We start from the raw sequence: 19888 nt of genomic DNA, 5'->3' as shown, positions 1-19888 counted from the left end.
CGCCGACGCCGGCACCCGCACGACCGCGCTGGCCGCGACGCTGCTGCACTGCGCGGCGGCGGGCCACGCGGGCGCCGAGGTGGCCGCCGTCCTTCGCGGCGTCGCCGGCCACGAGCCGCCGCAGGCCGCCGTCCGCCGCCTGCTGGCGCTCGGCCACACGTCGGGCACGGACCTGGCGCACGGAGTCCTCGCCGGCTGCCGCGCCGCCCTCGGAGGGCGCGCATGAGGGACTGGGTCGAGGTGCGGCGCGGGGGCTACCACGATTCGGTCACGCTGATGCGGGTGAGCCGGCGGCTGTCGGAGCGGCCGGGCGTCGCCGGGGCCATGGTCGCGATGGGCACCGGGCTGAACCGCGAGATGTTCGGCCGCATGGGCTTCGCCGTGCCGGACGAGGCCGGGCCCGACGACCTGGTCGTGGCGATCCGGGTCGAGGACGAAGGACCGGGCGGAACCGGACTGGACGAGGCCAGGGAGGCGCTGGAGGGGCTCCTGCGGGAAGCGTCCCGGCCGCCCGCGCGGGCGGGGCTTCTGGGGGCGCCGGCGCCGGCCAGGACGACCGGGTCCGCGGCGGCCCGCGGCGAGGCGACCGTGGCCCTGCTGTCGGTGCCGGGGCCGCACGTCTTCCCCGAGGCGATGGACGCCCTGGACGCCGGCCTCAACGTGATGATCTTCAGCGACAACGTGCCGGTCGCGCAGGAGATCGCGCTGAAGGAGGCGGCGGCGCGGCGCGGGCTGATCGTGATGGGCCCGGACTGCGGGACCGCCGTGGTCGGCGGTGCGGGCCTGGGGTTCGCCAACGCGGTGCGGCCCGGCCCGGTGGGCGTCGTCGCGGCGTCCGGGACGGGCGCGCAGCAGCTCATGTGCCTGCTGGACGCCGCGGGCGCCGGCGTCAGCCACGTGCTCGGCGTCGGCGGGCGGGACCTGTCGCCCGAGGTGAGCGGACGGTCGGCGCTGGCGGCGCTGGCCGCGCTGGACGCCGACCCGGCCACCGAACTGATCGTGCTGGTGTCCAAGCCGCCCGCGCCGCAGGTGCTGGACCTGATCCGGGAGGCGGCGCGGCGCCTGGACACCCCGGTGGTGTTCGCGCTTCCGCTGCCCGGCGAGGACGACCTGACGCGGGCCGCGGAGAAGGCGCTGAGGGCGCTCGGCCGGCCCGTCCCGGCGTGGCCCCGCTGGACCTCCCCGCGCGGCGCCGCGCCCGCGTCCGGGCGGGCGCTGCGCGGCCTGTTCGCGGGCGGGACGCTGCGCGACGAGGCCGAGATGATCGCGCGGGACGCGCTCGGCCGGGAGCTGGAGGCGCGCGGCCACCGGTTCACCGACTTCGGCGACGACGCCTACACGCGGGGCCGCCCGCACCCGATGATCGACCCGACGCTGCGGCTGGAGGCCCTGCGCGCCGAGGCCGCCGACGACGGCTGCGGCGTCCTGCTCCTGGACGTGGTGCTCGGCTACGGCGCCGAGCCCGATCCGGCCGCCGCCCTCGCCCCGGCCGTCGCCGCGGCGCTGCGGGACCGCCCGGATCTCGCCGTCGTGGTGTCGCTGTGCGGGACGCCCGCCGACCCGCAGGACCGCGACCGGCAGGCCGTCGCGCTGTGCGAGGCGGGCGCCGACGTGTTCGCCTCCAACGCGCAGGCGACCCGGCACGCCCTCACGCTGGTGGACGGGCCGATCGTCGAAGGGACGCCCCGATGAGCGACGACCGGGACATGCGGCGCGACACGCACCGCGATGCGCACCGCGACGCGCACCGCGCCCACCGGCTGGGCGGGCTGCTCTCGCGCGAGCCGAGCGTCGTCGCGACCGGCGTGGAGGTCCTCGCGAGCGCGCTCGCCGACCAGGCCGTCCCGGTGGAGGCCGTCGACTGGCGGCCGCCGCCCGCCGGGACGGAGGCCGCGCTGGAGGCGGTCCTCGGCGCCCCCGGCCACGCCGAGGCCAACGCGCGCGCCGTCCGGCGGATGGTGACGGCGCGCCCGCACCTGGTGGACGTGCGCCCCGCGCGCGAGGTGCTCGGCCTGGAGCCGGGAACGTTCCTGCACGCCGGCCCGCCGCTGGAGTGGGACCGCGCGTCCGGCCCGATGCGCGGCGCCCTCGTCGGGGCGATGCTCCTCGAAGGGCTCGCCGAGACGCCGCGCGGCGCCGAGCGCCGGCTGGAGCGCGGCGCGGCGGTGTTCGAGCCGTGCCACCACCACGCCGCGGTCGGCCCGATGGCGGGCGTCGTCAGCCCGTCCATGTGGATGCTCGTGGTCGAGGACGCCGAGCACGGCGGGACCTCCTACTGCTCGCTCAACGAGGGCCTCGGGAAGGTGCTGCGGTACGGGGCGTACGGGCCGGACGTGATCGAACGGCTGGCGTGGATGGGCGAGGTGCTCGGCCCGGCGCTGCGGGAGGCCGTGCGGCGGCACGGGCCGCTCGACCTGATGTCGCTCATCGCGCAGGCCCTGCAGATGGGCGACGAGCTGCACAACCGCAACCGGGCGGCGACGTCGCTGCTGCTGCGCGAGCTGGCGCCCGCGCTCGCGGCGGCCGAGGAGGTGCCCCGGGCGAAGGCCGCCGAGGCGCTGGCGTTCGCGGCGGGCAACGACCACTTCTTCCTGAACGCCGGGATGGCGGCGGCGAAGGCGTGCGCGGACGCGGCCCGCGGCGTGCCCGGTTCCAGCCTCGTCGTGGCGATGGCCCGCAACGGCACCGACTTCGGCATCCAGGTGTCGGGGACGGGCGACCGCTGGTTCACCGGCCCCGCCGGCGTCCCGGACGGCCTCTACCTCGGCGGCTACGGCCCGGACGACGCCAACCCCGACATCGGCGACTCGGCGATCACCGAGACGGCCGGGATGGGCGGGTTCGCGCTCGCCGCCGCGCCCGCGATCGTGCGGTTCGTGGGCGGCGAGGTCCCCGACGCGGTCGCCGCCACCCAGCGGATGTACGAGATCACCCTGGCCGAGCACCCGGTGCTGCAGATCCCGCTGCTGTCGTTCCGCGGCACCCCGGTGGGCGTGGACGTCGCCCGCGTCGTCCGCACCGGGATCCTGCCCGTCATCGACACCGGCATCGCCGGGCGGGAGGCCGGCACGGGCCAGGTCGGCGCGGGTCTGGTCGAGCCGCCCGCGAACGTGTTCGCCGACGCCCTGCACGCCCTCGCGGAGACGGCGTAGCGGGCGCGGCGGGGCGCCGGCTCCCGCAGCGGGGGCGGCGGCGGGGGTAACGTCGCCCGCATGAGCGAGTCGATCACCGGGGGGCGCGCCCTGACGGGCGAGCAGTACGCCCTCAGCGCGGGGCACTACCAGGCCGTCGTCACCGAGTCGGGAGCGAGTCTGCGGGAGCTGACCCACCGCGGGCGCCCGCTGGTGCTGACGCACGGCGCCGACGAGCCGGCCCCCGCCGCGTCCGGGCACCTGCTGGTCCCGTGGCCGAACCGCATCGACCGCGGCCGCTACGAGTACGGCGGCGAGACGCACCGGCTCGACCTGTCCGAGCCCGACCGGGACTGCGCCATCCACGGCCTGGTCCGCTGGGCGGCGTGGACGGCCGCCGAGCACGAGCCCGACCGGGTGCGGCTCACGCACCGGCTGCTCGGCGCGGCCGGGTACCCGTTCCGCCTCGACCTGGAGGCCGAGTACGTCCTCGACGCCGCCGAGGGCCTGCGCGTGCGGATGACCGCGCGCAACACCGGGACCCGGACCGCCCCCTACGGCCACGGCGCGCACCCCTACCTGACGGTCGGCGAGCCCGTCGACGGCTGCACGGTCACGCTGGGCGCCGACCGGTACGTCCCGGTGGACGACCGGATGATCCCGTCCGGGCCGTCCCGGGACGTCACCGGCACCCCGTACGACCTGCGCACCGGGCCCGTGTTCGGCGACCGGCGGATCGACAACGCGTTCACCGGGCTCAACCGCGACGGCCACGGCCGCGCCTGGGCGACCCTGTCCGGGGGCGACCGCACGGTCGCGCTCTGGGCCGACGAGGCGCACCCGTGGTTGGAGGTCTACACCGCCGACCACGCCCCGCGCCCGCGGATGGGGCTGGGCGTCGAGCCCATGACCTGCCCGCCCGACGCGTTCGTGTCCGGGGAGGGCGTCGTGGACCTCGAACCGGGCGCCGAGTTCAGCGGAACCTGGGGGATCCGGGCGTCCTGATCACGCCGGATCGGTTCCCTCCCCGGCGGCGGTTGGGGGATCATTGCAGGGTGAACCTCAGCGTCTCCTCGTACGACGATCTGTCCGCGCGCATCGCCGCCGTCCGCGACGCCCACGGCGAGCGCTTCCCCGGCGGCGCGGAAGGCCGCCAGCCGGTCCACACGGTGTACGTCCCGGCGGACCGGTTCTCCCGGTCCACGCCCGCCGACTTCGGCGCCGAGGCGCTGCGGCTGCTGAACACCCACACGCCCGGCGCCGGGTCGTTCGGCGCGGCGTTCGGCCTCGATCCGGAGCTCGCCGGGCCGGTGCGCGAGCGCGTCGCGGCGAAGCTGGCCACCGAGCCGGTGGAGGACGTCCGGATCGACTTCGAGGACGGCTACGGCGTGCGCGACGACAAGGAGGAGGACGCCCACGTCGAGCAGGTCGTCGAGGCGGTCGGCGCCGCGTACCAGGTGAAGGGCCTGCCGCACTACTGGGGGCTGCGGGTCAAGTCGTTCGCCGACGGCGGCCACGAGCGCGCGATGCGGACGCTGGACGGGTTCCTGACCGCGCTGCGCGACCGGCTCGGCCGGCTGCCCGGCGGGTTCACCATCACCTTCCCCAAGGTGACCTCCATCGATCACGTCAAGCTGTTCGTGGAGTTCCTGGACCGGCTGGAGACCTCCCTCGGGCTGCCGCAGGGCATCCTGCGGTTCGAGATCCAGATCGAGATGCCGCAGGCGCTGATGGACGACGAGGAGAACCGGATCGGGCTCCAGCCCTTCGTCACCGAGGCGCAGGGCCGCATCACCGCCGCCCATTTCGGCGTGTTCGACTACACCGCCGCGCTCGGGCTCCCGCCGCACGAGCAGCGGCTCGACCACCCCGCCTGCGACTTCGCCCGGCACATCATGCAGGTGTCGCTGGCGGGCACCGGGGTGCGGCTGTCGGACGGCTCCACCAACATCATCCCCCGCAACGACGGGCCCGACGAGGTCAACGCCGCGTGGGCCGCGCACGCCGCGCACGTCCGGCACTCGCTGGCGCACGGCTTCTACCAGGGCTGGGACCTGCATCCCGCGCACCTGCCGAGCCGGTACGCGGCGGTGTACGCCTTCCACCTGAACGGCGCCGACGACGTGATCGGACGGGTCCGCGCCTGGCACGAGCAGGCGGGGAACGCGAGCGGCGTCCTGGACGAGCCCGCCACCGTCAGGGCGCTCACCGCCCGGCTGCGCCGTGCGGTCGACTGCGGGGCGCTGGACGAGAGCGTCCTTCCCGCGGGCGGCTGAGCGCGGACAGGTCTTCCGGGGTGTCGATGTCGTCGGGCGCGGCGACGTCGTCGCACGGGACGCGCGTCACCAGCTCCGGGTGGGCGCGCAGGTAGCCGCGCGCCCCCTGGTCGCCGACCGCCGCCTCGGCGACGCCGGCGAGATGCTCCGCGCCCAGCAGGACGGGGTTGCGCGGCGCTCCCCCGTAGGTGGCGACCGCGATGCCCGCGCCCTCCTCGAACGCCGCGATCAGCCGTCGCACGGCGGCGGGCGTCACCAGGGGCTGGTCGACCAGCGCGACGACCACGGCGGGGCAGCCGGGCGGCAGCGCGGCGAGCCCGGCGCGCAGGGACGAGCCCATGCCGTCGCGCCAGTCGTGGTTGGGCACGACGACGGCGCCGATGACCTCGATCTGCGCGGCGCCCGCCACCACGAGGACCGGGGAGCAGCCTCCGTCCCGCAGCGTGCGGACGCCCCGGTCGACGAGCCGCTCGCCGTCCAGCTCCAGCGTCGCCTTGGGGCGGCCGAGGCGGCGGCCCTCCCCCGCCGCGAGCAGCAGGCCGGCCGGTGCTTCCTCACTGCGCAACGTCATCCCGTGAGGGTAGTGCCGTCAGCCCGACTCGGCGTGGATGCGGCCGCTGGTGTCGGTGAGCGGGCGGCCGGACCCGCCCCAGCGCAGCTGCACCAGCTCCGCCGCGATCGACACGGCCGTCTCCTCCGGCGTGCGGGCCCCGAGGTCCAGGCCGATCGGCGAGCGCAGCCGGGACAGCTCGGCGCCGGTCAGGCCCGCCTCGCGGAGCCGCGCCGTCCGGTCGTCGTGGGTGCGGCGCGAGCCCATCGCGCCGACGTAGCCGGCCTCGGTGCGCAGCGCCACCTCCAGCAGCGGCACGTCGAACTTGGGGTCGTGGGTGAGGACGCAGATCGCCGTCCGCCCGTCGATGGCGTCGCGCGTCTCCTCCAGGAACTTGTGCGGCCACTTCACCACGACCTCGTCGGCCTCGGGGAACCGCTTGGGCGTCGCGAACACCGGCCGCGCGTCGCACACCGTCACGTGGTAGCCGAGGAACTTGCCGATCCGGGCGACGGCCGCCGCGAAGTCGATCGCGCCGAACACCAGCAGCCGCGGCGGCGGCGCGAAGGAGTGCACGAAGACGGTGAGGTCGTCCAGGCGCCGCTCCCCCTCCGGCCCGTAGTGCCGCTGGCCGGTGAGGCCCTGGGCGAGCATGCCGCGCGCGTCGTCGTCCACCGCCGCGTCGAGGCGGGCCGCGTGCGGGGCGCCGGGCGCGAGGGACCCGGACGCGCGGTCGGTCCAGACCACGCGGCGGGCGCCGATCCGCCCGGGCCCGGCCACGACGGTGGCGACCGCGACCGGCTCGCGCGCCTCGATGGCGGCGGCGACGTCGGCGAACTCGGGGAAGGTGTCCGGGCCGACGGGCTCCACCAGCACGTCCAGGATCCCGCCGCAGGTCAGCCCGACGGCGAACGCGTCGTCGTCGCTCACCCCGTACCGCTGGACGACGGGTTCGCCGGTCTCCAGCACCGTCCGCCCCAGCTCGTACACCGCGCCCTCGACGCAGCCGCCGGACACGCTGCCCGCGACCTCCCCGTCGGGCGAGACCGCCATCGCCGCCCCCGGAGGGCGCGGCGCGCTGCGGAAGGTGTTCACGACGGTCGCGAGCGCGAACGTCCGCCCGGACCCGTACCAGCCGGCGATGTCGCCGAGCACGTCACGCATGAGCCCTCCCCTTTCCGGCGCCCGCGACGAGGCGGGCCAGTTCCTCCAGTGCCGCGAGGCTGTGCCCGGAGGTGAAGTCGTCGACGTGCGGGAGCGCCGCGGCCATTCCCGCGGTCAGCGGCTCGTACCCGGGCCGCGCCTTGTGCGGGTTCGCCCACACCACCCGGTGCGCGAGCCGGTGCAGCCGCGCCATCTGCGCGCCGAGCAGGCCGGCGTCGCCGCGCTCCCACCCGTCCGAGGCGATCACCACGACCGCGCCGCGCGCCAGCCCCCGCTGCCCGAACCGGTCGAGGAACTCCTTCAGCTCCTCGCCGAGACGCGTGCCGCCGCTCCAGTCCGGGATGGCCGCGGACGCCGCCGCCATCGCCGCGTCCGGGTCGCGGTGCCGCAGCTCCCGGGTGAGGCGGGTGAGGCGCGTTCCCGCGCTGAACACCTCGACGTCCCGGCCGCCCGAGCGCGCGGCGGCGTGCGCGAACCGCAGCAGCGCGTCGGCGTACGGGCTCATCGACCCGCTGACGTCCACGATCAGCACGACCCGGCGCGGCCGGGTGCGGTGGCTCCGGTGCCGGAGCAGGGAGGTCTCGCCGCCGCGCCGCAGCGTCTCCCGGACGGTGCGGGCCGGGTCGAGCCGCCCGGTCGGCGCCGGCGCGAACCGCCGCGACCTGCGCCGCTCGGCGCCCGCGTCCAGCAGGGCGATGAGCCGCGCGACCTCGGCGCGCTCGGCGGCGCCGAGCCGCGCGACGTCGCGGTCGCGGAGCACCTCGACGTCGCTGGCCGTGGCCGCCTCCAGCTCCTGCGGCCCCTGCCCGCCGCCGCGGCCGCCCGGCTCCGCCATCGGCACCCGGCGCACCACGACCGGCGGCCTCCCGCGTCCCGGGCGGGCCGTCGCGCCCGAGAAGTACGCGGCGAAGCAGCGGTCGTAGCGGGCGAGGTCGTCGGGGTCGGCGCACAGGGTGAGCCGTCCCGCCCAGTACACGTCGTGCGGGTCGAGCACGTCGAGATGGTCGAGCGCGGCGAGCATCGCCTGGACCCGCTCGGGATCGGCGGCCCCGCCCGCCGCGCGCACCGTCCTGGCGAAGCCGACCATCGTCTCGGTGACGTCCCGGTCCACGTCTAACCCCCGTTGAGCAGGGCCTCTAGCCCGGCTGCGCCATCGCCGCCGAGCACGCGCTGCTGGTCCTCGCGGTACTTCAGGACGGCGCCGAGCGTCACCGCCGCCGTACCCGGGTCGAGGTCGCGGACGCCGAGGGCCACGAGCGCCTCCGTCCAGTCCAGGGTCTCGGCGACGCCCGGCGGCTTCAGCAGGTCGGCCTCGCGCATCCGCTGCGCGGCCCGCGCCACCTGCCCGGCCAGCCGCTCCGCCGCGTCCGGCAGCCGCAGCCTGATGATCGCGACCTCGCGCTCGAACGACGGGTGCTCCAGCCAGTGGTACAGGCAGCGGCGCTTCAGCGCGTCGTGGACCTCGCGGGTGCGGTTGGACGTCACCACGACCACCGGCGGCCGCTCCGCCCGGATCGTGCCGAGCTCGGGAACGGTGATCGTGAAGTCGCTGAGGACTTCGAGCAGGAACGCCTCGAACTCGTCGTCGGCGCGGTCCAGCTCGTCGACGAGCAGCACGCTGGGGGACGTCTCCAGCGCCTGGAGCAGGGGCCGTGCCAGCAGGAACCGCCGGTCGTAGAGCTCGCCCTCCAGCCGCGACACGTCGCTGACGCCCGCGGCCTCCGCCGCGCGCAGGTGCAGGAGCTGGCGGGGGAAGTCCCAGTCGTACAGCGCCTGCGACGCGTCGAGGCCCTCGTAGCACTGCAACCGGATCAGCGGCGCGCCGAGCCCCCGCGCGAGCGTCTTGGCCAGCTCGGTCTTGCCGACGCCGGCCTCGCCCTCCAGGAACAGGGGCCGTCCCATCCGCAGGGCGAGGAAGCAGGCCGTGGCGAGCCCCTCGTCGCACAGGTAGCCGTTCCTGTCGAGCAGGCCCGCGAGCTCCGCGGGCGATCCGACCTGGTCCACGGTCATCGGCGCCGCCTCCCCCACGGATCACAGGCTACTCAGCCCGAGACCCAAGTCACACATCTGGTTCCGCACGGATCCGGCTCGCCCCGTCCGCCCCGGTTCGCCGCGTTACGCGAACCTCCCCCTCCGATAAAAGCCTGTCAAAGCAGTAGGGAAAGTTGACTTTTGGACGCGGGCTGAGCAGCATCGGAGCCATGCGAAGCGGTGATCCCGGTGACCTGCCCCATGGGGACGACCTGACCGACGAGGCGACCTACGAGCGCGTCCGATCCCCCTCCCGGAGGGGACTGCTGCGGCTGTCGGCGGGAGCCGGCCTGACCGCCGGCCTCTCCGCGGCCCTCGGCCCGCGGCCCGCGGACGCCGCGACCGGGATCGTTAAGCCGCTGCCCCCGGAGCTGTTCGTCCCGCAGGGCACGAACGCCGAGATGCGGTGGGAGGCCATGCGCGGGCAGGGGTACCTCACCCCCGCCGACCGGTTCTTCGTCCGCAACCATGTCGCCACACCGCTCATCGACGCGCGCACCTGGCGGCTGAGGCTCTGGGGAACCGGCCTGCGCGGCGCCCCCACCGAGGACCGCCCCGTCGAGTTCACCTACGAGGACCTCCTCCGGCTCCCCGCCGAGGAGGTCACCGCGTTCATCGAGTGCACGGGCAACGCCCGCGGGTTCTACACCTCCCAGCAGGGCCAGGAGGTGTCGGGGACGCCCTGGCGGCTGGGCGCGGTCGGCGTGGCCCGCTGGCGCGGCGTCCGCCTGGCGACCGTCCTGCGTCGCGCAGGTGTCACCCCTGAGGCCGTGGACATCATGCCGCGCGGGCTGGACGCTGAGTTCGTGGACAAGGGCGAGAACCTCGGCCGCGTGCGGCGTCCCCTGCCGATCGCGAAGGCCATGAAGGACGCGCTCCTCGCCTACGAGATGAACGGCGCTCCCCTGCCGCCCGACCACGGCCACCCGGTGCGCCTGGTCGTGCCCTCGTGGGCGGGCATCGCGTCCATCAAATGGCTGGGAGACATCCAGGTCGCCGACGAGCCGCTGTTCTCACCGTGGAACACCCGCTACTACCGGCTCTTCGGCCCCGGCTACCCCGAGGAGGGATCGCCGCCCCTGACCCGCATGAACGTCAAGTCCGCGTTCGAGCTGCCCTGGGAGGCGTCCCTGCCGGCGCGCCCGCACGTCCTGCACGGCCGGTCCTGGTCGGGCAACGGCCGGATCCGGCACGCCGAGGTCAGCGTGGACGGCGGCAGGACGTGGCGCCGCGCCCGCCTGCGGGACCGCCACCCGAGCCCCCGCGGATGGGTCCGCTGGGAGCTGCCGTGGCGCCCCGAACGGCCGGGCCGCCACGAGCTCCTGGCGCGCGCGACCGACGAGACCGGCACGGCCCAGCCCGCGACCGCCCCCTACAACACGCTCGGCTATCTCTTCGGCGCCGTCGTACGGCACCCGGTCACCATCACCTGAAAGGGCACCCATGCCACTGTGGAAGCCAGACCCGACGTTCTACGCCTCCCCGCGCGACGCCGCCTCGGCGCCGCCGGAGAAGCTCGCCTACGTCGCGGCGTTCGACCGGGCCGCAGAGAAGCCGGACGCGATCGCGGTGCTCGACGTGGACCCCGGCTCCGCCTCCTACGGCTCCGTGGTGGGGTGGACCGAGCTGCCCTATCTCGGCGACGAGCTGCACCACTTCGGGTGGAACGCGTGCAGCAGCGCCCTGTGCCCCGGCTCCCCGCACCCGCACGTCGAGCGCCGGTACCTGATCGTCCCGGGGCTGCGGTCGTCGCGGGTGTACGTCATCGACACCAAGGACGACCCGACCACCCCGAAGATCGTCAAGACGCTGGAGCCGGACGAGCTGGCCAAGCGCGCCGGGTACTCGCGCCCGCACACCGTCCACTGCGGGCCGGAGGGCCTCTACCTGACCGCCCTCGGCGGGGCGAACGGCGAGGACGGCCCCGGCGGCATCGCTCTGCTCGACCACACCTCGTTCGAGATCCTCGGACGCTGGGAGGTCGACCGGGGTCCGCAGCACTTCGCCTACGACGCCTGGTGGCACATCGCGCACGACGTGCTCGTCGCGTCCGAGTGGGGCACGCCGTCCATGATCGAGGACGGTGTCGTCGGGGAACTGCTGCTCGGCCGCAAGTACGGGCACTCGCTGAACTTCTTCGACCTGCGCAAGCGCAAGCACGTCCAGACCGTCGACCTCGGGGACGAGCACCAGATGGTCCTGGAGCTGCGCCCGGCGCACGACCCGACGAAGCTGTACGGGTTCGCGGGCGTGGTCGTCAGCGTCGAGGACCTGTCGGCGTCGGTGTGGGTCTGGCACCGCGACGGCGACCGGTGGGCCGCGACCAAGGTGATCACGATCCCGGCCGAGCCGGCCGACCCGGACGCCCTTCCGCCCGTCATCCGGCCGTTCGGGGCCGTGCCCCCGCTCGTGACGGACATCGACCTGTCGGTGGACGACCAGTGGCTGTACGTCTCCTGCTGGGGCACCGGCGAGCTGAAGCGCTACGACGTCAGCGACCCGTTCCACCCGGTCGAGGCGGGCTCGGTGCGCATCGGCGGCATCGTCGGCCGGACCCCGCATCCCGCCGACCCCGGGCGCCCCCTGGCGGGCGGGCCGCAGATGGTGGAGGTCAGCCGCGACGGAAAGCGCGTCTACGTCACCAACTCGCTGTACGGCTCGTGGGACGACCAGTTCTATCCCGACGGCGTCGGCGCCTGGATGGCCAAGCTGGACTCCACCCCGGACGGCTTCTCGTTCGACGAGCGGTTCTTCCCCAGCGGCGACGACTTCCGCGGCCGCCGCCCGCACCAGACGCGTCTCCAGGGCGGCGACGCCTCCTCGGACTCCTACTGCTACCCGTGAACGACGGGTCGCTCGCCGCACTCGTCGCGCTCGGCGCGTTCCACGGCCTCAACCCGGCCATGGGATGGCTGTTCGCCGTGGCCCGCGGGCTCCAGGAGCGCAGCCGGTCCCTCGTGCTGCAGTCGCTCCCGGCCATCGCCGCGGGCCACGCCGCCTCCGTCGGCGCCGTCGCCGTCCTGGTCGCCCTCACCCGCTCCGTCGTCGCGACCCGCGCGGTCGCGATCGGCGGCGGGGCCGTGCTCGTCGGGTTCGGCCTGTGGCGGCTGCTGTCGCGGCGGCACTTCCGATGGGTCGGGATGCGGATCTCGCTGTGGCAGCTCGCCGGCTGGTCGTTCCTGATGTCGTCGGTGCACGGCGCGGGCCTGATGCTGCTGCCCGTGCTCACCTCGTCCGGGACGGCCCCGGCGGGCCACGACCACGGACTGGCGTCGTCCTCCGGCAGCGCCCTGTCGACCGGGATCTTCGTCACCGCCGTGCACACCCTGTCGATGTTCACCGTCGCCGGCGTGATCGCCGTCCTCGTCTACGAGGTCGTCGGCCTGGCCGTCCTGCGCCGCGCCTGGTTCGACCTCGACCGCCTCTGGGCCGTGGCCCTCATAGGCGCCGGCACCATCACCGCCTTCACCGCCTGGTGACCCCGCCCGGCGATGCGGGTCAGGTGGGGTCGGGGGCTTCGCCCCGGGCGTGGAGGAGGGCTCGGAGCTCGGCGAGCTGGTGGGCGGCGCGGGCCTTCTCGGCTCCGTTGATGCCCATGGCGGGGAGGGAGGTGCCGTCGGCGAGGTCGAGCGTGGGCCAGGGGTCGCCGGTGGTCATGGAGACGCCGACGACCTCGGGCCATTCGAGGCGGCGGGTGCGGAAGGCGTTGACGACCGTCAGGCCGGACTCGTCGGCGCCGACGCGGCAGCGGGCCAGCATGTGCAGGACCCAGGCGACCACCGCGCCGAAGGCGACCATCAGGACCCGGTCGAACAGCTTGAACTGCGGCGCCACCACCACGGCGAGCGCGATCATGCCGAGCACGATCACCCCCGCCGTGGTGTAGGCGACGAGCCGGGTGGTGCGGGGGCGCCACACCGTCGGCAGGGCCGGGACGTCAGTCAACGATCTTCGCGATGGGGATCTCGAGGATGTCGTGGGCACCCGCCGCCTTCAGCGCCGGGATCAGCGTGTTGACGCCGCGCTTGGCCACCACCGACTCCACGGCGTTGGACTCGCCGCCGGCGAGCGAGGTGACCGTGGGCGAGGCCATCGCGGGCATGATGTCCAGGACCTTCTGCAGGTCGCCGTGCGCGACGTTCAGCTTCAGCAGCACCTTGCCGCGGGCGCGGATCACGCCCTGCAGCAGGAGGGAGATGTCCTCCATCGCGGCGCGCTTCTCGGCGTCCTCGTAGGCCTCGCGGTTCGCGACCAGCTCGGTGTAGCTGGTCAGGAGCGTGTCGAGGATGCGCAGGCCGTTCTTGCGCAGCGACGAGCCGGTCTCGGTGAGGTCGACGATCGCGTCGACGATGTCGGGCACCTTCGCCTCGGTCGCGCCGTAGGACGGGACGACCGTGGCCTTGACGCCGTGCCGGTCGAGGTACCGCTTGGTCATCGCCGGGAACTCGGTGGAGATCCGCACGCCCTCCGGCAGGTCCGCCACCGTCCGCCAGGGCGCGCCGTCCGGCACCGCCATGATCACGCGGACCGGGTTGGAGGTCGCCTTGGAGTACTTCAGCTCGCCGAGGCTGACGACGTCGGCGTCGGTCTCGGTGATCCAGTCGCGGCCGGTGATGCCGAGGTCGAACAGGCCCTGTTCGAGGTAGGTCGGGATCTCCTGCGGACGCAGGACCCGGACGCGGTCGATGCGCGGGTCGTCGATGGAGGCGCGGTAGTCGCGGTCCGAGGCGCGCTGGACGGTGAGGTCGGCAGCGTCGAACAGCTGCATGGTCGCCTTCTCCAGCGACCCCTTGGGCAGAACGAGTGACAGCACGGATGAGCCTTTCGATGAGGATGGGTACGGGACACCGGGTTTCGGGAGCGCGGACGGCCTTGCGGCTGGAGCCGCCCCCTGCCTAGGAGCCCAGATGCTCCAGGCCGTGCCCGGCGTGACCGTGATGCCGCAGACCTCGCAGGGTCAGTGCCGTGTCGAGTGCGGCCACAGTCGCCTCCCATCCCTTGTCCTCGGAGCTGCCCGGCAGCCCGCTGCGTTCCAGTGCCTGCTCAATGGTGTCACAGGTGAGCACCCCGTTGCCCACCGGAGTCGACTCGTCCAGCGCGACGCGGGTCACACCGGCCGTCACCGATTCGCACACGTAGTCGAAATGGGCGGTGGCGCCCCGGATGACCGCGCCGAGGCAGACGACAGCATCGAGGTCGCGGGCCATCTGCTGGGCGATCACGGGAAGTTCGAGCGCGCCGGCGACGCGGGCCACGACCGGCTCGTCCACGCCGCACGCCTTCGCCGCGGCGAGCGCCCGCTCCAGCAGCCGGTCGGTGACCGGCTCGTGCCAGCGGGTGCACACGATGCCGAGCGTGAGCCCGGCCGCGTCGACCGTGATGTCCTCGGGGCGTCCCGCGCCGCTCATGAAAGTCCCTCGCTCCGGTGTCCGGGTTCGATCTGGTGCCCGAGCTCAAGCTGGTGGCCGAGGCGGTCGCGCTTGACCGTCAGGTAGCGCCGGTTGTGCTCGGTGACGATGACGGGCATGGACTCCCGCCCCAGCACGTCCACCCCGAAACCGCCCAGTCCCTTGAGCTTGTCCGGGTTGTTCGTGAGCACCCGTACCGAGCGTACGCCCAGCTCGCGCAGCATGTGGCCGGCGTTGGAGTACTCGCGCGCGTCGGCGGGCAGCCCCAGCTCCAGGTTGGCGTCGACGGTGTCGGAGCCGTTGTCCTGGAGGGCGTACGCCTGGAGCTTGGCGAGCAGGCCGATCCCGCGCCCCTCGTGACCGCGCAGGTAGAGCACGATGCCGCGGCCCTCGCCGGCGATCCGCTCCATGGCGGCGTCGAGCTGGGTTCCGCAGTCGCAGCGCTCGGAGTGCAGGACGTCGCCGGTGAGGCACTCGGAGTGGACCCTGACCAGGACGTCCTCTCCGTCGCCGATGTCGCCCAGCACGAGCGCGATGTGCTCGCCGCCGTCGATGGCGCTGGAGAACCCGACCGCGCGCCACATCCCGTACCTGTTCGGCAGCCGGGTCTCGACGACGCGGGTCACCATCGCCTCGGTGCGCCTGCGGTACTCGGCGAGCTGCTCGATGGAGACGAGCTTGAGGCCGTGCTCCTTCGCGAAGACCTGGAGCTCGGGCAGGCGCGCCATGGTGCCGTCCTCGTTCACCACCTCGGCGAGGACGCCGGCCGGGGGCAGCCCGGCGAGCCGGGCGAGGTCGACGGCGGCCTCGGTGTGGCCGCGCCGGCGCAGGACCCCGCCCTCGCGGTAGCGCAGCGGGAAGATGTGTCCGGGGCGGACGAAGTCGCCGGGCTCGGACGCCGAGTCGCACAGCGTGCGGATCGTCCGCGCCCGGTCGGCGGCGGAGATGCCGGTGGAGATGCCGGTCCGGGCGTCCACGCTGACCGTGTACGCGGTGCGCATGCGCTCGGTGTTCTGCGCGGTCATCAGCGGGATCTGCAGCCGGTCGAGGTCGGCGCCCTCCATGGGGACGCAGATGACGCCGCTGGTGTAGCGGATCGTGAACGTCAGCAGCTCGGGCGTCGCCTTCGACGCCGCGAAGATGATGTCGCCCTCGTTCTCGCGGTCCTCGTCGTCGACGACCACGACGGGCAGGCCCGCCGCGATGTCGGCGATCGCCGACTCGACGGAGTCGAAGATCCCCGTGCTCCCGGTTCCCGTGCCGTTCAGCGCCGTGTCGTTGCCGCTCATGCGGTCACCGCCTTTTGCGTGGAGTTGCGCTCGCCCCGGGACTCCCGGAGCCAGTTCCTGAACCCGACCATCACCATCACGAAGAAGATCCCGTAGACCGCGCCGGAGACGTACAGCCCGGACTTGAGCGCCAGCGGCACCCCGACCAGGTCGACCAGCACCCAGACGATCCAGAAGTCGACGAGCGCGCGGCTCTGCGCGAACGTCGCGACCGCGCTGCCGACGAAGATGTAGGCGTTCGCCCACGGCGACCAGGCGACCTTCAGCCAGTCGAGGTGCACGAACAGCTCGGCGACCACGGCCGTGCCGACCACGAGCGCGCCGAGCAGCACGGCGCGCTCCCTGAGCGTCGCCTGCCGGACGACCAGTCCCTCGGCCTCGCGCCGTCCGCGGGTCCACATGAGCCACCCGTAGAGGGCGAGCCCGCAGAAGAGGATCTGCTTGAGCGCGTTGCCCGGGACGTGCGCGTGCAGCGAGGCCGCGAGCAGCAGGAGGGCGCCGACCAGCTGCACCGGCCAGGTCCAGAGGGTCTTGCGCATGGCGAGCCAGACCACGGCGAGCGACAGGACGTTGCCGACGAGGTCGGTCCAGAGGATGTGCTCGCCGAAGACCTCGAAACCGGCGCCGAGCCAGCTCATGACCGGTCTCCCAGCATGCGCTCGACGTACTTGGCGACGACGTCCACTTCGAGGTTCACCGGGTCACCGGGCCGCTTGTGGCCGAGGGTGGTCAGCGCGAGCGTCGTCGGGATGAGCGCCACGCTGAACCGGTCGGCGCCCGCCTCGACGACCGTGAGGCTGATCCCGTCCACGGTGATCGAGCCCTTGTCGACCAGGTAGCGGCTCAGCTCGGCGGGCAGGGACACCGTCACCACGTCCCACCGCTCCCCCGGCTCGCGGGAGATGATCGCGCCGACGCCGTCGACGTGGCCCTGGACGAGGTGGCCGCCGAGCCGGTCCGACAGCCGCACGGGGCGTTCCAGGTTGACCTTGGAGCCCGGTTCCAGCGCGCCCAGGCTGGACTTGTCGAGCGTCTCCTTGATGACGTCGGCGGTGAAGACCTCGCCTTTGACGTCCACCACGGTGAGACAGACGCCGTTGACGGCGATCGACGCGCCGTGCACGGCGTCCTGGACGACCAGCGGCCCGCGGACCGCGAGCGCGACCGAGTCCCCCTGGGGGTCGATCGCCACGATCTCGCCGAGCTCCTCGACGATGCCGGTGAACATCTCCCGGGCCTCCTAGATCAGTGGCTCCGGGGGACGTACGTGCGTCCGAATACACCCCTGGCCAGGGGTGTACCGCGCGCTGCCTCCCATCCGGACTTTCACCGTCGGTCCCGGAGTTCCACCGGGTCAACCGGCCGATGGCTTCGGCCGGGTCGCGGACTGTCACCGCCGGTTCGGAATTTCACCGACCCCGGAGCACGCGTTCATGCTTTGCCAACCAGTGTGCCACGCATTCCCATTCCCGCCCCTGTGGCCATCGCCACAACTCCACCGCGCGGGCCCGGGCCGGTTCGCCCACTCCACTGCCGGCGCTGCGCAAGGTGCTGGACAACCAGCGCGTGGTGGTGCTCGTGGACGAACTGGACCGCGGCTGGGACCCCTCCGAGGACGCCAAGGCGTTCGTGTCCGGGCTCTTCCAGGCGTGCGTGTCCATCAACGCGCTCCACCCGAAGCTGCGCGTCTACCACCAGCGGCTGAGCCCCGGCCGCTCAGCCGAGGTCGAGGCGCAGGCCGGTCGGGGTGGCCCTCACGCGGCTCAGGTCCCGGACGACGTGGTGGGCCTCGGCCAGGGACTCCTCCGGGTGGCTGGTGACCAGCGCGACGACCGTGGCCCCCGCCGCGCGGCCCGCGGCGATCCCGGCGGGGGCGTCCTCCACGACCACGCAGGCGGACGGGTCCACGCCCAGGAGGCGGGCCGCCCGCAGGTAGCCGGACGGGTCGGGCTTGCCGTCCGGAACGTCCTCGGCGGTCACCACGACGGGCGGGGAGGGGACGCCGGCCACTCCGGTGCGCACCTTGAGCTGTGCCCGGTCCATGGACGTCACGAAGGCGTGGGGCAGGCCGCCCATGTCCGCCAGCAGTTCCAGGACGCCCGGCAGGGCGACGATGCCGTCGGTGCTGGTCGCCTCCATGGCGTCCAGGCGCGCGGTGGCCTCGCGGACCTGTTCGGCCGGCAGGAACTCGGCCACACGGTCGCTCGTGCGGCGGCCGTGGGCGCCCGCCATGAACACGTCCGGGTCGATGCCGTACTCCGCGGCCCATTCACGGCCGGCGCGTTCGACCAGGGGCGTCGAGTCGACGAGGGTGCCGTCCACGTCGAACAGGACGGCGGCACAAGAGAGTGTGATCGTGGGGGGACGACCCCCCACACCCCCCGCCCGCTCCGCGGGACCTTTCACCAGTCCGCCTTGGCCGTCGCCTCTTCGGCCTGGGCGCGGAGCCTGCGGACGGCCTCGGCCGGGTCGTCGGCCCCGTAGACGGCGCTGCCGGCGACGAACACGTCGGCGCCCGCCTCCGCGCACCGCTCGATCGTCTCGGCGCTGACGCCGCCGTCCACCTGGAGCCAGACCGGGAGGTCGCGGCCCTTGATGAGCTCCCGCGCGCGGCGGACCTTCGGCAGGACGACGTCCAGGAACTTCTGGCCGCCGAAGCCGGGCTCCACGGTCATCAGCAGCAGCATGTCGATCTCGCCGAGGAGGTCCTCGAAGCCGTCCACCGGGGTGGCCGGGTTGACGCCCAGCCCCGCGCGGGCGCCCGCGGCGCGGATGGCCCGCAGGGTGCGGATGGGCGCCTTCGCCGCCTCGGCGTGGATGGTGACGCTCCCGGCTCCGGCCTCGGCGTACTGCGGCGCCCAGCGGTCCGGGTCCTCGATCATCAGGTGGCAGTCGAGGGGCAGGGCGCTGTCCCTGAGCAGCGCCTGCACGATGGGCAGTCCCAGGGTGAGGTTCGGGACGAAGTGGTTGTCCATCACGTCGACGTGGACCCAGTCGGCGGAGTCGGCGATGCGCGCGACGTCCTCGGCCAGGCGGGCGAAGTCGGCGGACAGGATGCTGGGTGCGATCTGAGGAGCCATGATGCCCCGAGTCTATTGGCGCAGCCGCGCCCGATCGTCACCCGCCCGGGGGAGGCCCGGGGTGGGACGGGCCGCCAGGCGCAGGCGGACGAAGGCCTCCGGCGCGCCCGCCGTCACCCACAGCACGAGCAGCGCCTGGACGACGAACGCCTGGACCAGGTTCGCCCCCTCGAAGAAGGCGATGACCGCCGCCCCCGCGAGGCCCAGCGGGAGCCGCGCCAGGCGCTGCCAGGCCCTGCCGCCCGGATCGAACCAGCCGCGCCAGGCGACCAGAGACAGGCCCATCAGGAGGCCGCAGAGAGCGCCGGACGCCTGGGCCGAATCGGTCAGCGTGACGGGCTCGGCGACGCCTCCGGCCGCCCTGACGGCTTCCGCCCACGCATGAGGCCACTGCCAGTCCCGCAGCGGCCGCGCCGCACCCCAGGCCGCCGCGAGCATCAGCAGGGAGACCGCCAGGGAGAGCGCGAGCTGCACGGCCAGATGCCGCCGCCGCCACCACGGGACGGCGACGGGCTCCAGCCCGAGGGCGGCGACCAGGACGGCCAGGCCGACGCCCCAGCCCGCCAGCACCTGCCCTGTCGAGTGGACGCCCAGATAGACGCGGGACACTCCGATCAGGAAGATCACGATGGCGGCGCCCGCCCAGAGGTACCACCGCCTGGTCTGGGCCGCGAAGAAGCCCCAGCCCGCGACGCTGTTCTGGGCGTGGCCGGACGGCATCCCGAACGACGACAGCGACTGCCTGCCCTGGATGTTCGGGTCGGTCCAGTAGGGGCGAGGCGCGTGGAAGACCAGCTTGAGGAGCGCGTTGACGGCCGCGCCGACCAGCAGCACGACGGCGGCCCGCGCTGCCAGACGCGGCGCCACGCACCAGAACAGCGCCAGGAGCAGCGGGACGTAGAAGGCCGCGCTGCCGAGATACGACATGAACACCATGAAGCCGGTCAGCACGGGCCTCC

At 74.1% G+C, this 19888-nt stretch carries 21 protein-coding genes and 1 riboswitch; of the genes, 8 read left to right on the top strand and 13 right to left on the bottom strand.

Annotated elements, in window-relative coordinates; genetic code table 11:
- From AB0K37_RS19405 to AB0K37_RS19385, 5 genes are all read left to right on the top strand, one after another.
- The coding region (locus AB0K37_RS19405) for a DUF2877 domain-containing protein (protein ID WP_363982690.1) at positions 1-226 on the top strand (226 nt) is incomplete at its 5' end.
- Positions 223-1692: an FdrA family protein gene (locus tag AB0K37_RS19400; RefSeq protein ID WP_363982687.1), complete on the top strand. Its 1470-nt coding sequence runs from the start codon at positions 223-225 to the stop codon at positions 1690-1692. The genes AB0K37_RS19405 and AB0K37_RS19400, both read left to right, overlap by 4 nt.
- The gene (locus tag AB0K37_RS19395) at positions 1689-3152 is read left to right on the top strand and encodes a DUF1116 domain-containing protein (protein ID WP_363982684.1); all 1464 of its coding nucleotides are present in this window, start codon (positions 1689-1691) and stop codon (positions 3150-3152) included. Before AB0K37_RS19400 ends, AB0K37_RS19395 begins: the two co-directional genes overlap by 4 nt.
- Positions 3153-3212: 60 nt before the next feature.
- The gene (locus AB0K37_RS19390; RefSeq protein WP_363982682.1) at positions 3213-4136 is read left to right on the top strand and encodes an aldose 1-epimerase family protein; all 924 of its coding nucleotides are present in this window, start codon (positions 3213-3215) and stop codon (positions 4134-4136) included.
- A gap of 50 nt (positions 4137-4186) precedes the next feature.
- On the top strand, positions 4187-5407 hold the full coding sequence (locus AB0K37_RS19385; protein WP_363982679.1) for an aldolase: 1221 nt from the start codon (positions 4187-4189) through the stop codon (positions 5405-5407).
- Here the strand turns inward: AB0K37_RS19385 and AB0K37_RS19380 are convergent.
- Genes AB0K37_RS19380 through AB0K37_RS19365 form a run of 4 tightly spaced genes read right to left on the bottom strand, consistent with a single transcriptional unit; the run spans position 5337 to position 9131 of the window.
- The gene (locus AB0K37_RS19380) at positions 5337-5978 is read right to left on the bottom strand and encodes a nucleotidyltransferase family protein (protein ID WP_363982677.1); all 642 of its coding nucleotides are present in this window, start codon (positions 5976-5978) and stop codon (positions 5337-5339) included. The genes AB0K37_RS19385 and AB0K37_RS19380 overlap by 71 nt on opposite strands.
- 18 nt (positions 5979-5996) lie before the next feature.
- Complete coding sequence (locus AB0K37_RS19375) at positions 5997-7121, bottom strand: XdhC family protein (RefSeq protein WP_363982674.1); 1125 nt, start codon at positions 7119-7121, stop codon at positions 5997-5999.
- Positions 7114-8232 carry a VWA domain-containing protein gene (locus tag AB0K37_RS19370; RefSeq protein ID WP_363982671.1) on the bottom strand — a complete coding sequence of 373 codons (1119 nt, stop codon included), beginning with the start codon at positions 8230-8232 and terminating at the stop codon, positions 7114-7116. Before AB0K37_RS19370 ends, AB0K37_RS19375 begins: the two co-directional genes overlap by 8 nt.
- A 2-nt stretch (positions 8233-8234) precedes the next feature.
- Positions 8235-9131, bottom strand: a complete 897-nt coding sequence (locus AB0K37_RS19365; RefSeq protein WP_363982668.1) for a MoxR family ATPase — start codon at positions 9129-9131, stop codon at positions 8235-8237.
- A 191-nt stretch (positions 9132-9322) separates the two neighbouring features.
- Here AB0K37_RS19365 and AB0K37_RS19360 point away from each other — a divergent pair, with 191 nt between their 5' ends.
- Genes AB0K37_RS19360 through AB0K37_RS19350 form a run of 3 tightly spaced genes read left to right on the top strand, consistent with a single transcriptional unit; the run spans position 9323 to position 12631 of the window.
- Positions 9323-10585, top strand: coding sequence for a sulfite oxidase (locus tag AB0K37_RS19360; RefSeq protein ID WP_363982665.1), 1263 nt, complete (start codon positions 9323-9325; stop codon positions 10583-10585).
- Positions 10586-10595: 10 nt separating this feature from the next.
- Positions 10596-11996 (top strand): selenium-binding family protein, encoded by a 1401-nt coding sequence (locus AB0K37_RS19355; RefSeq protein ID WP_363982662.1) that lies wholly within the window; start codon positions 10596-10598, stop codon positions 11994-11996.
- The gene (locus AB0K37_RS19350) at positions 11993-12631 is read left to right on the top strand and encodes a hypothetical protein (protein WP_363982659.1); all 639 of its coding nucleotides are present in this window, start codon (positions 11993-11995) and stop codon (positions 12629-12631) included. The genes AB0K37_RS19355 and AB0K37_RS19350 overlap by 4 nt, the downstream gene beginning before the upstream one ends.
- A 19-nt stretch (positions 12632-12650) precedes the next feature.
- Here AB0K37_RS19350 and AB0K37_RS19345 read toward each other — a convergent pair whose 3' ends face one another.
- The 9 genes from AB0K37_RS19345 to AB0K37_RS19305 form a co-directional block, all read right to left on the bottom strand.
- Positions 12651-13097: a PH domain-containing protein gene (locus AB0K37_RS19345; RefSeq protein ID WP_230298484.1), complete on the bottom strand. Its 447-nt coding sequence runs from the start codon at positions 13095-13097 to the stop codon at positions 12651-12653.
- Positions 13090-13965: an ATP phosphoribosyltransferase gene (hisG, locus tag AB0K37_RS19340; RefSeq protein ID WP_363982656.1), complete on the bottom strand. Its 876-nt coding sequence runs from the start codon at positions 13963-13965 to the stop codon at positions 13090-13092. The genes AB0K37_RS19345 and hisG overlap by 8 nt, the downstream gene beginning before the upstream one ends.
- An 82-nt stretch (positions 13966-14047) precedes the next feature.
- Positions 14048-14560 (bottom strand): 6,7-dimethyl-8-ribityllumazine synthase, encoded by a 513-nt coding sequence (ribH, locus tag AB0K37_RS19335; protein ID WP_363982653.1) that lies wholly within the window; start codon positions 14558-14560, stop codon positions 14048-14050.
- Positions 14557-15849, bottom strand: coding sequence for a bifunctional 3,4-dihydroxy-2-butanone-4-phosphate synthase/GTP cyclohydrolase II (locus AB0K37_RS19330; RefSeq protein ID WP_363982650.1), 1293 nt, complete (start codon positions 15847-15849; stop codon positions 14557-14559). Before AB0K37_RS19330 ends, ribH begins: the two co-directional genes overlap by 4 nt.
- Positions 15846-16487 (bottom strand): nicotinamide riboside transporter PnuC, encoded by a 642-nt coding sequence (gene pnuC / locus AB0K37_RS19325; protein WP_363982647.1) that lies wholly within the window; start codon positions 16485-16487, stop codon positions 15846-15848. The genes AB0K37_RS19330 and pnuC overlap by 4 nt, the downstream gene beginning before the upstream one ends.
- Complete coding sequence (locus AB0K37_RS19320) at positions 16484-17077, bottom strand: riboflavin synthase (protein WP_363982644.1); 594 nt, start codon at positions 17075-17077, stop codon at positions 16484-16486. The genes pnuC and AB0K37_RS19320 overlap by 4 nt, the downstream gene beginning before the upstream one ends.
- Positions 17078-17149: 72 nt before the next feature.
- Positions 17150-17280: riboswitch (FMN riboswitch) on the bottom strand.
- Positions 17281-17565: 285 nt separating this feature from the next.
- Positions 17566-18225, bottom strand: a complete 660-nt coding sequence (locus tag AB0K37_RS19315; RefSeq protein WP_363982641.1) for an HAD-IA family hydrolase — start codon at positions 18223-18225, stop codon at positions 17566-17568.
- Positions 18226-18251: 26 nt separating this feature from the next.
- Positions 18252-18929, bottom strand: a complete 678-nt coding sequence (gene rpe, locus AB0K37_RS19310; protein WP_363982638.1) for a ribulose-phosphate 3-epimerase — start codon at positions 18927-18929, stop codon at positions 18252-18254.
- Between the two features lie 12 nt (positions 18930-18941).
- Positions 18942-19880: a phosphatase PAP2 family protein gene (locus tag AB0K37_RS19305; protein ID WP_363982635.1), complete on the bottom strand. Its 939-nt coding sequence runs from the start codon at positions 19878-19880 to the stop codon at positions 18942-18944.
- Between the last annotated feature and the right edge of the window lie 8 nt (positions 19881-19888).

Origin of the sequence: Actinomadura sp. NPDC049753 (assembly GCF_040674655.1) — a bacterium.
In the GTDB taxonomy this organism is placed as follows: Bacteria; Actinomycetota; Actinomycetes; order Streptosporangiales; family Streptosporangiaceae; genus Spirillospora; species Spirillospora verrucosospora.
The sequence above is the reverse complement of the archived record's forward strand: the minus strand, read 5'-3'. Positions and strand labels throughout refer to the sequence as shown.

Coding starts and splice junctions, on each gene's coding strand:
- AB0K37_RS19400 (WP_363982687.1), top strand. CDS start 223: ATGAGGGACTGGGTCGAGGTGCGGCGCGGGGGCTACCACGATTCGGTC.
- AB0K37_RS19395 (WP_363982684.1), top strand. CDS start 1,689: ATGAGCGACGACCGGGACATGCGGCGCGACACGCACCGCGATGCGCAC.
- AB0K37_RS19390 (WP_363982682.1), top strand. CDS start 3,213: ATGAGCGAGTCGATCACCGGGGGGCGCGCCCTGACGGGCGAGCAGTAC.
- AB0K37_RS19380 (WP_363982677.1), bottom strand. CDS start 5,978: ATGACGTTGCGCAGTGAGGAAGCACCGGCCGGCCTGCTGCTCGCGGCG.
- AB0K37_RS19375 (WP_363982674.1), bottom strand. CDS start 7,121: ATGCGTGACGTGCTCGGCGACATCGCCGGCTGGTACGGGTCCGGGCGG.
- AB0K37_RS19365 (WP_363982668.1), bottom strand. CDS start 9,131: ATGACCGTGGACCAGGTCGGATCGCCCGCGGAGCTCGCGGGCCTGCTC.
- AB0K37_RS19360 (WP_363982665.1), top strand. CDS start 9,323: ATGCGAAGCGGTGATCCCGGTGACCTGCCCCATGGGGACGACCTGACC.
- AB0K37_RS19355 (WP_363982662.1), top strand. CDS start 10,596: ATGCCACTGTGGAAGCCAGACCCGACGTTCTACGCCTCCCCGCGCGAC.
- ribH (WP_363982653.1), bottom strand. CDS start 14,560: ATGAGCGGCGCGGGACGCCCCGAGGACATCACGGTCGACGCGGCCGGG.
- AB0K37_RS19330 (WP_363982650.1), bottom strand. CDS start 15,849: ATGAGCGGCAACGACACGGCGCTGAACGGCACGGGAACCGGGAGCACG.
- pnuC (WP_363982647.1), bottom strand. CDS start 16,487: ATGAGCTGGCTCGGCGCCGGTTTCGAGGTCTTCGGCGAGCACATCCTC.
- AB0K37_RS19320 (WP_363982644.1), bottom strand. CDS start 17,077: ATGTTCACCGGCATCGTCGAGGAGCTCGGCGAGATCGTGGCGATCGAC.
- rpe (WP_363982638.1), bottom strand. CDS start 18,929: ATGGCTCCTCAGATCGCACCCAGCATCCTGTCCGCCGACTTCGCCCGC.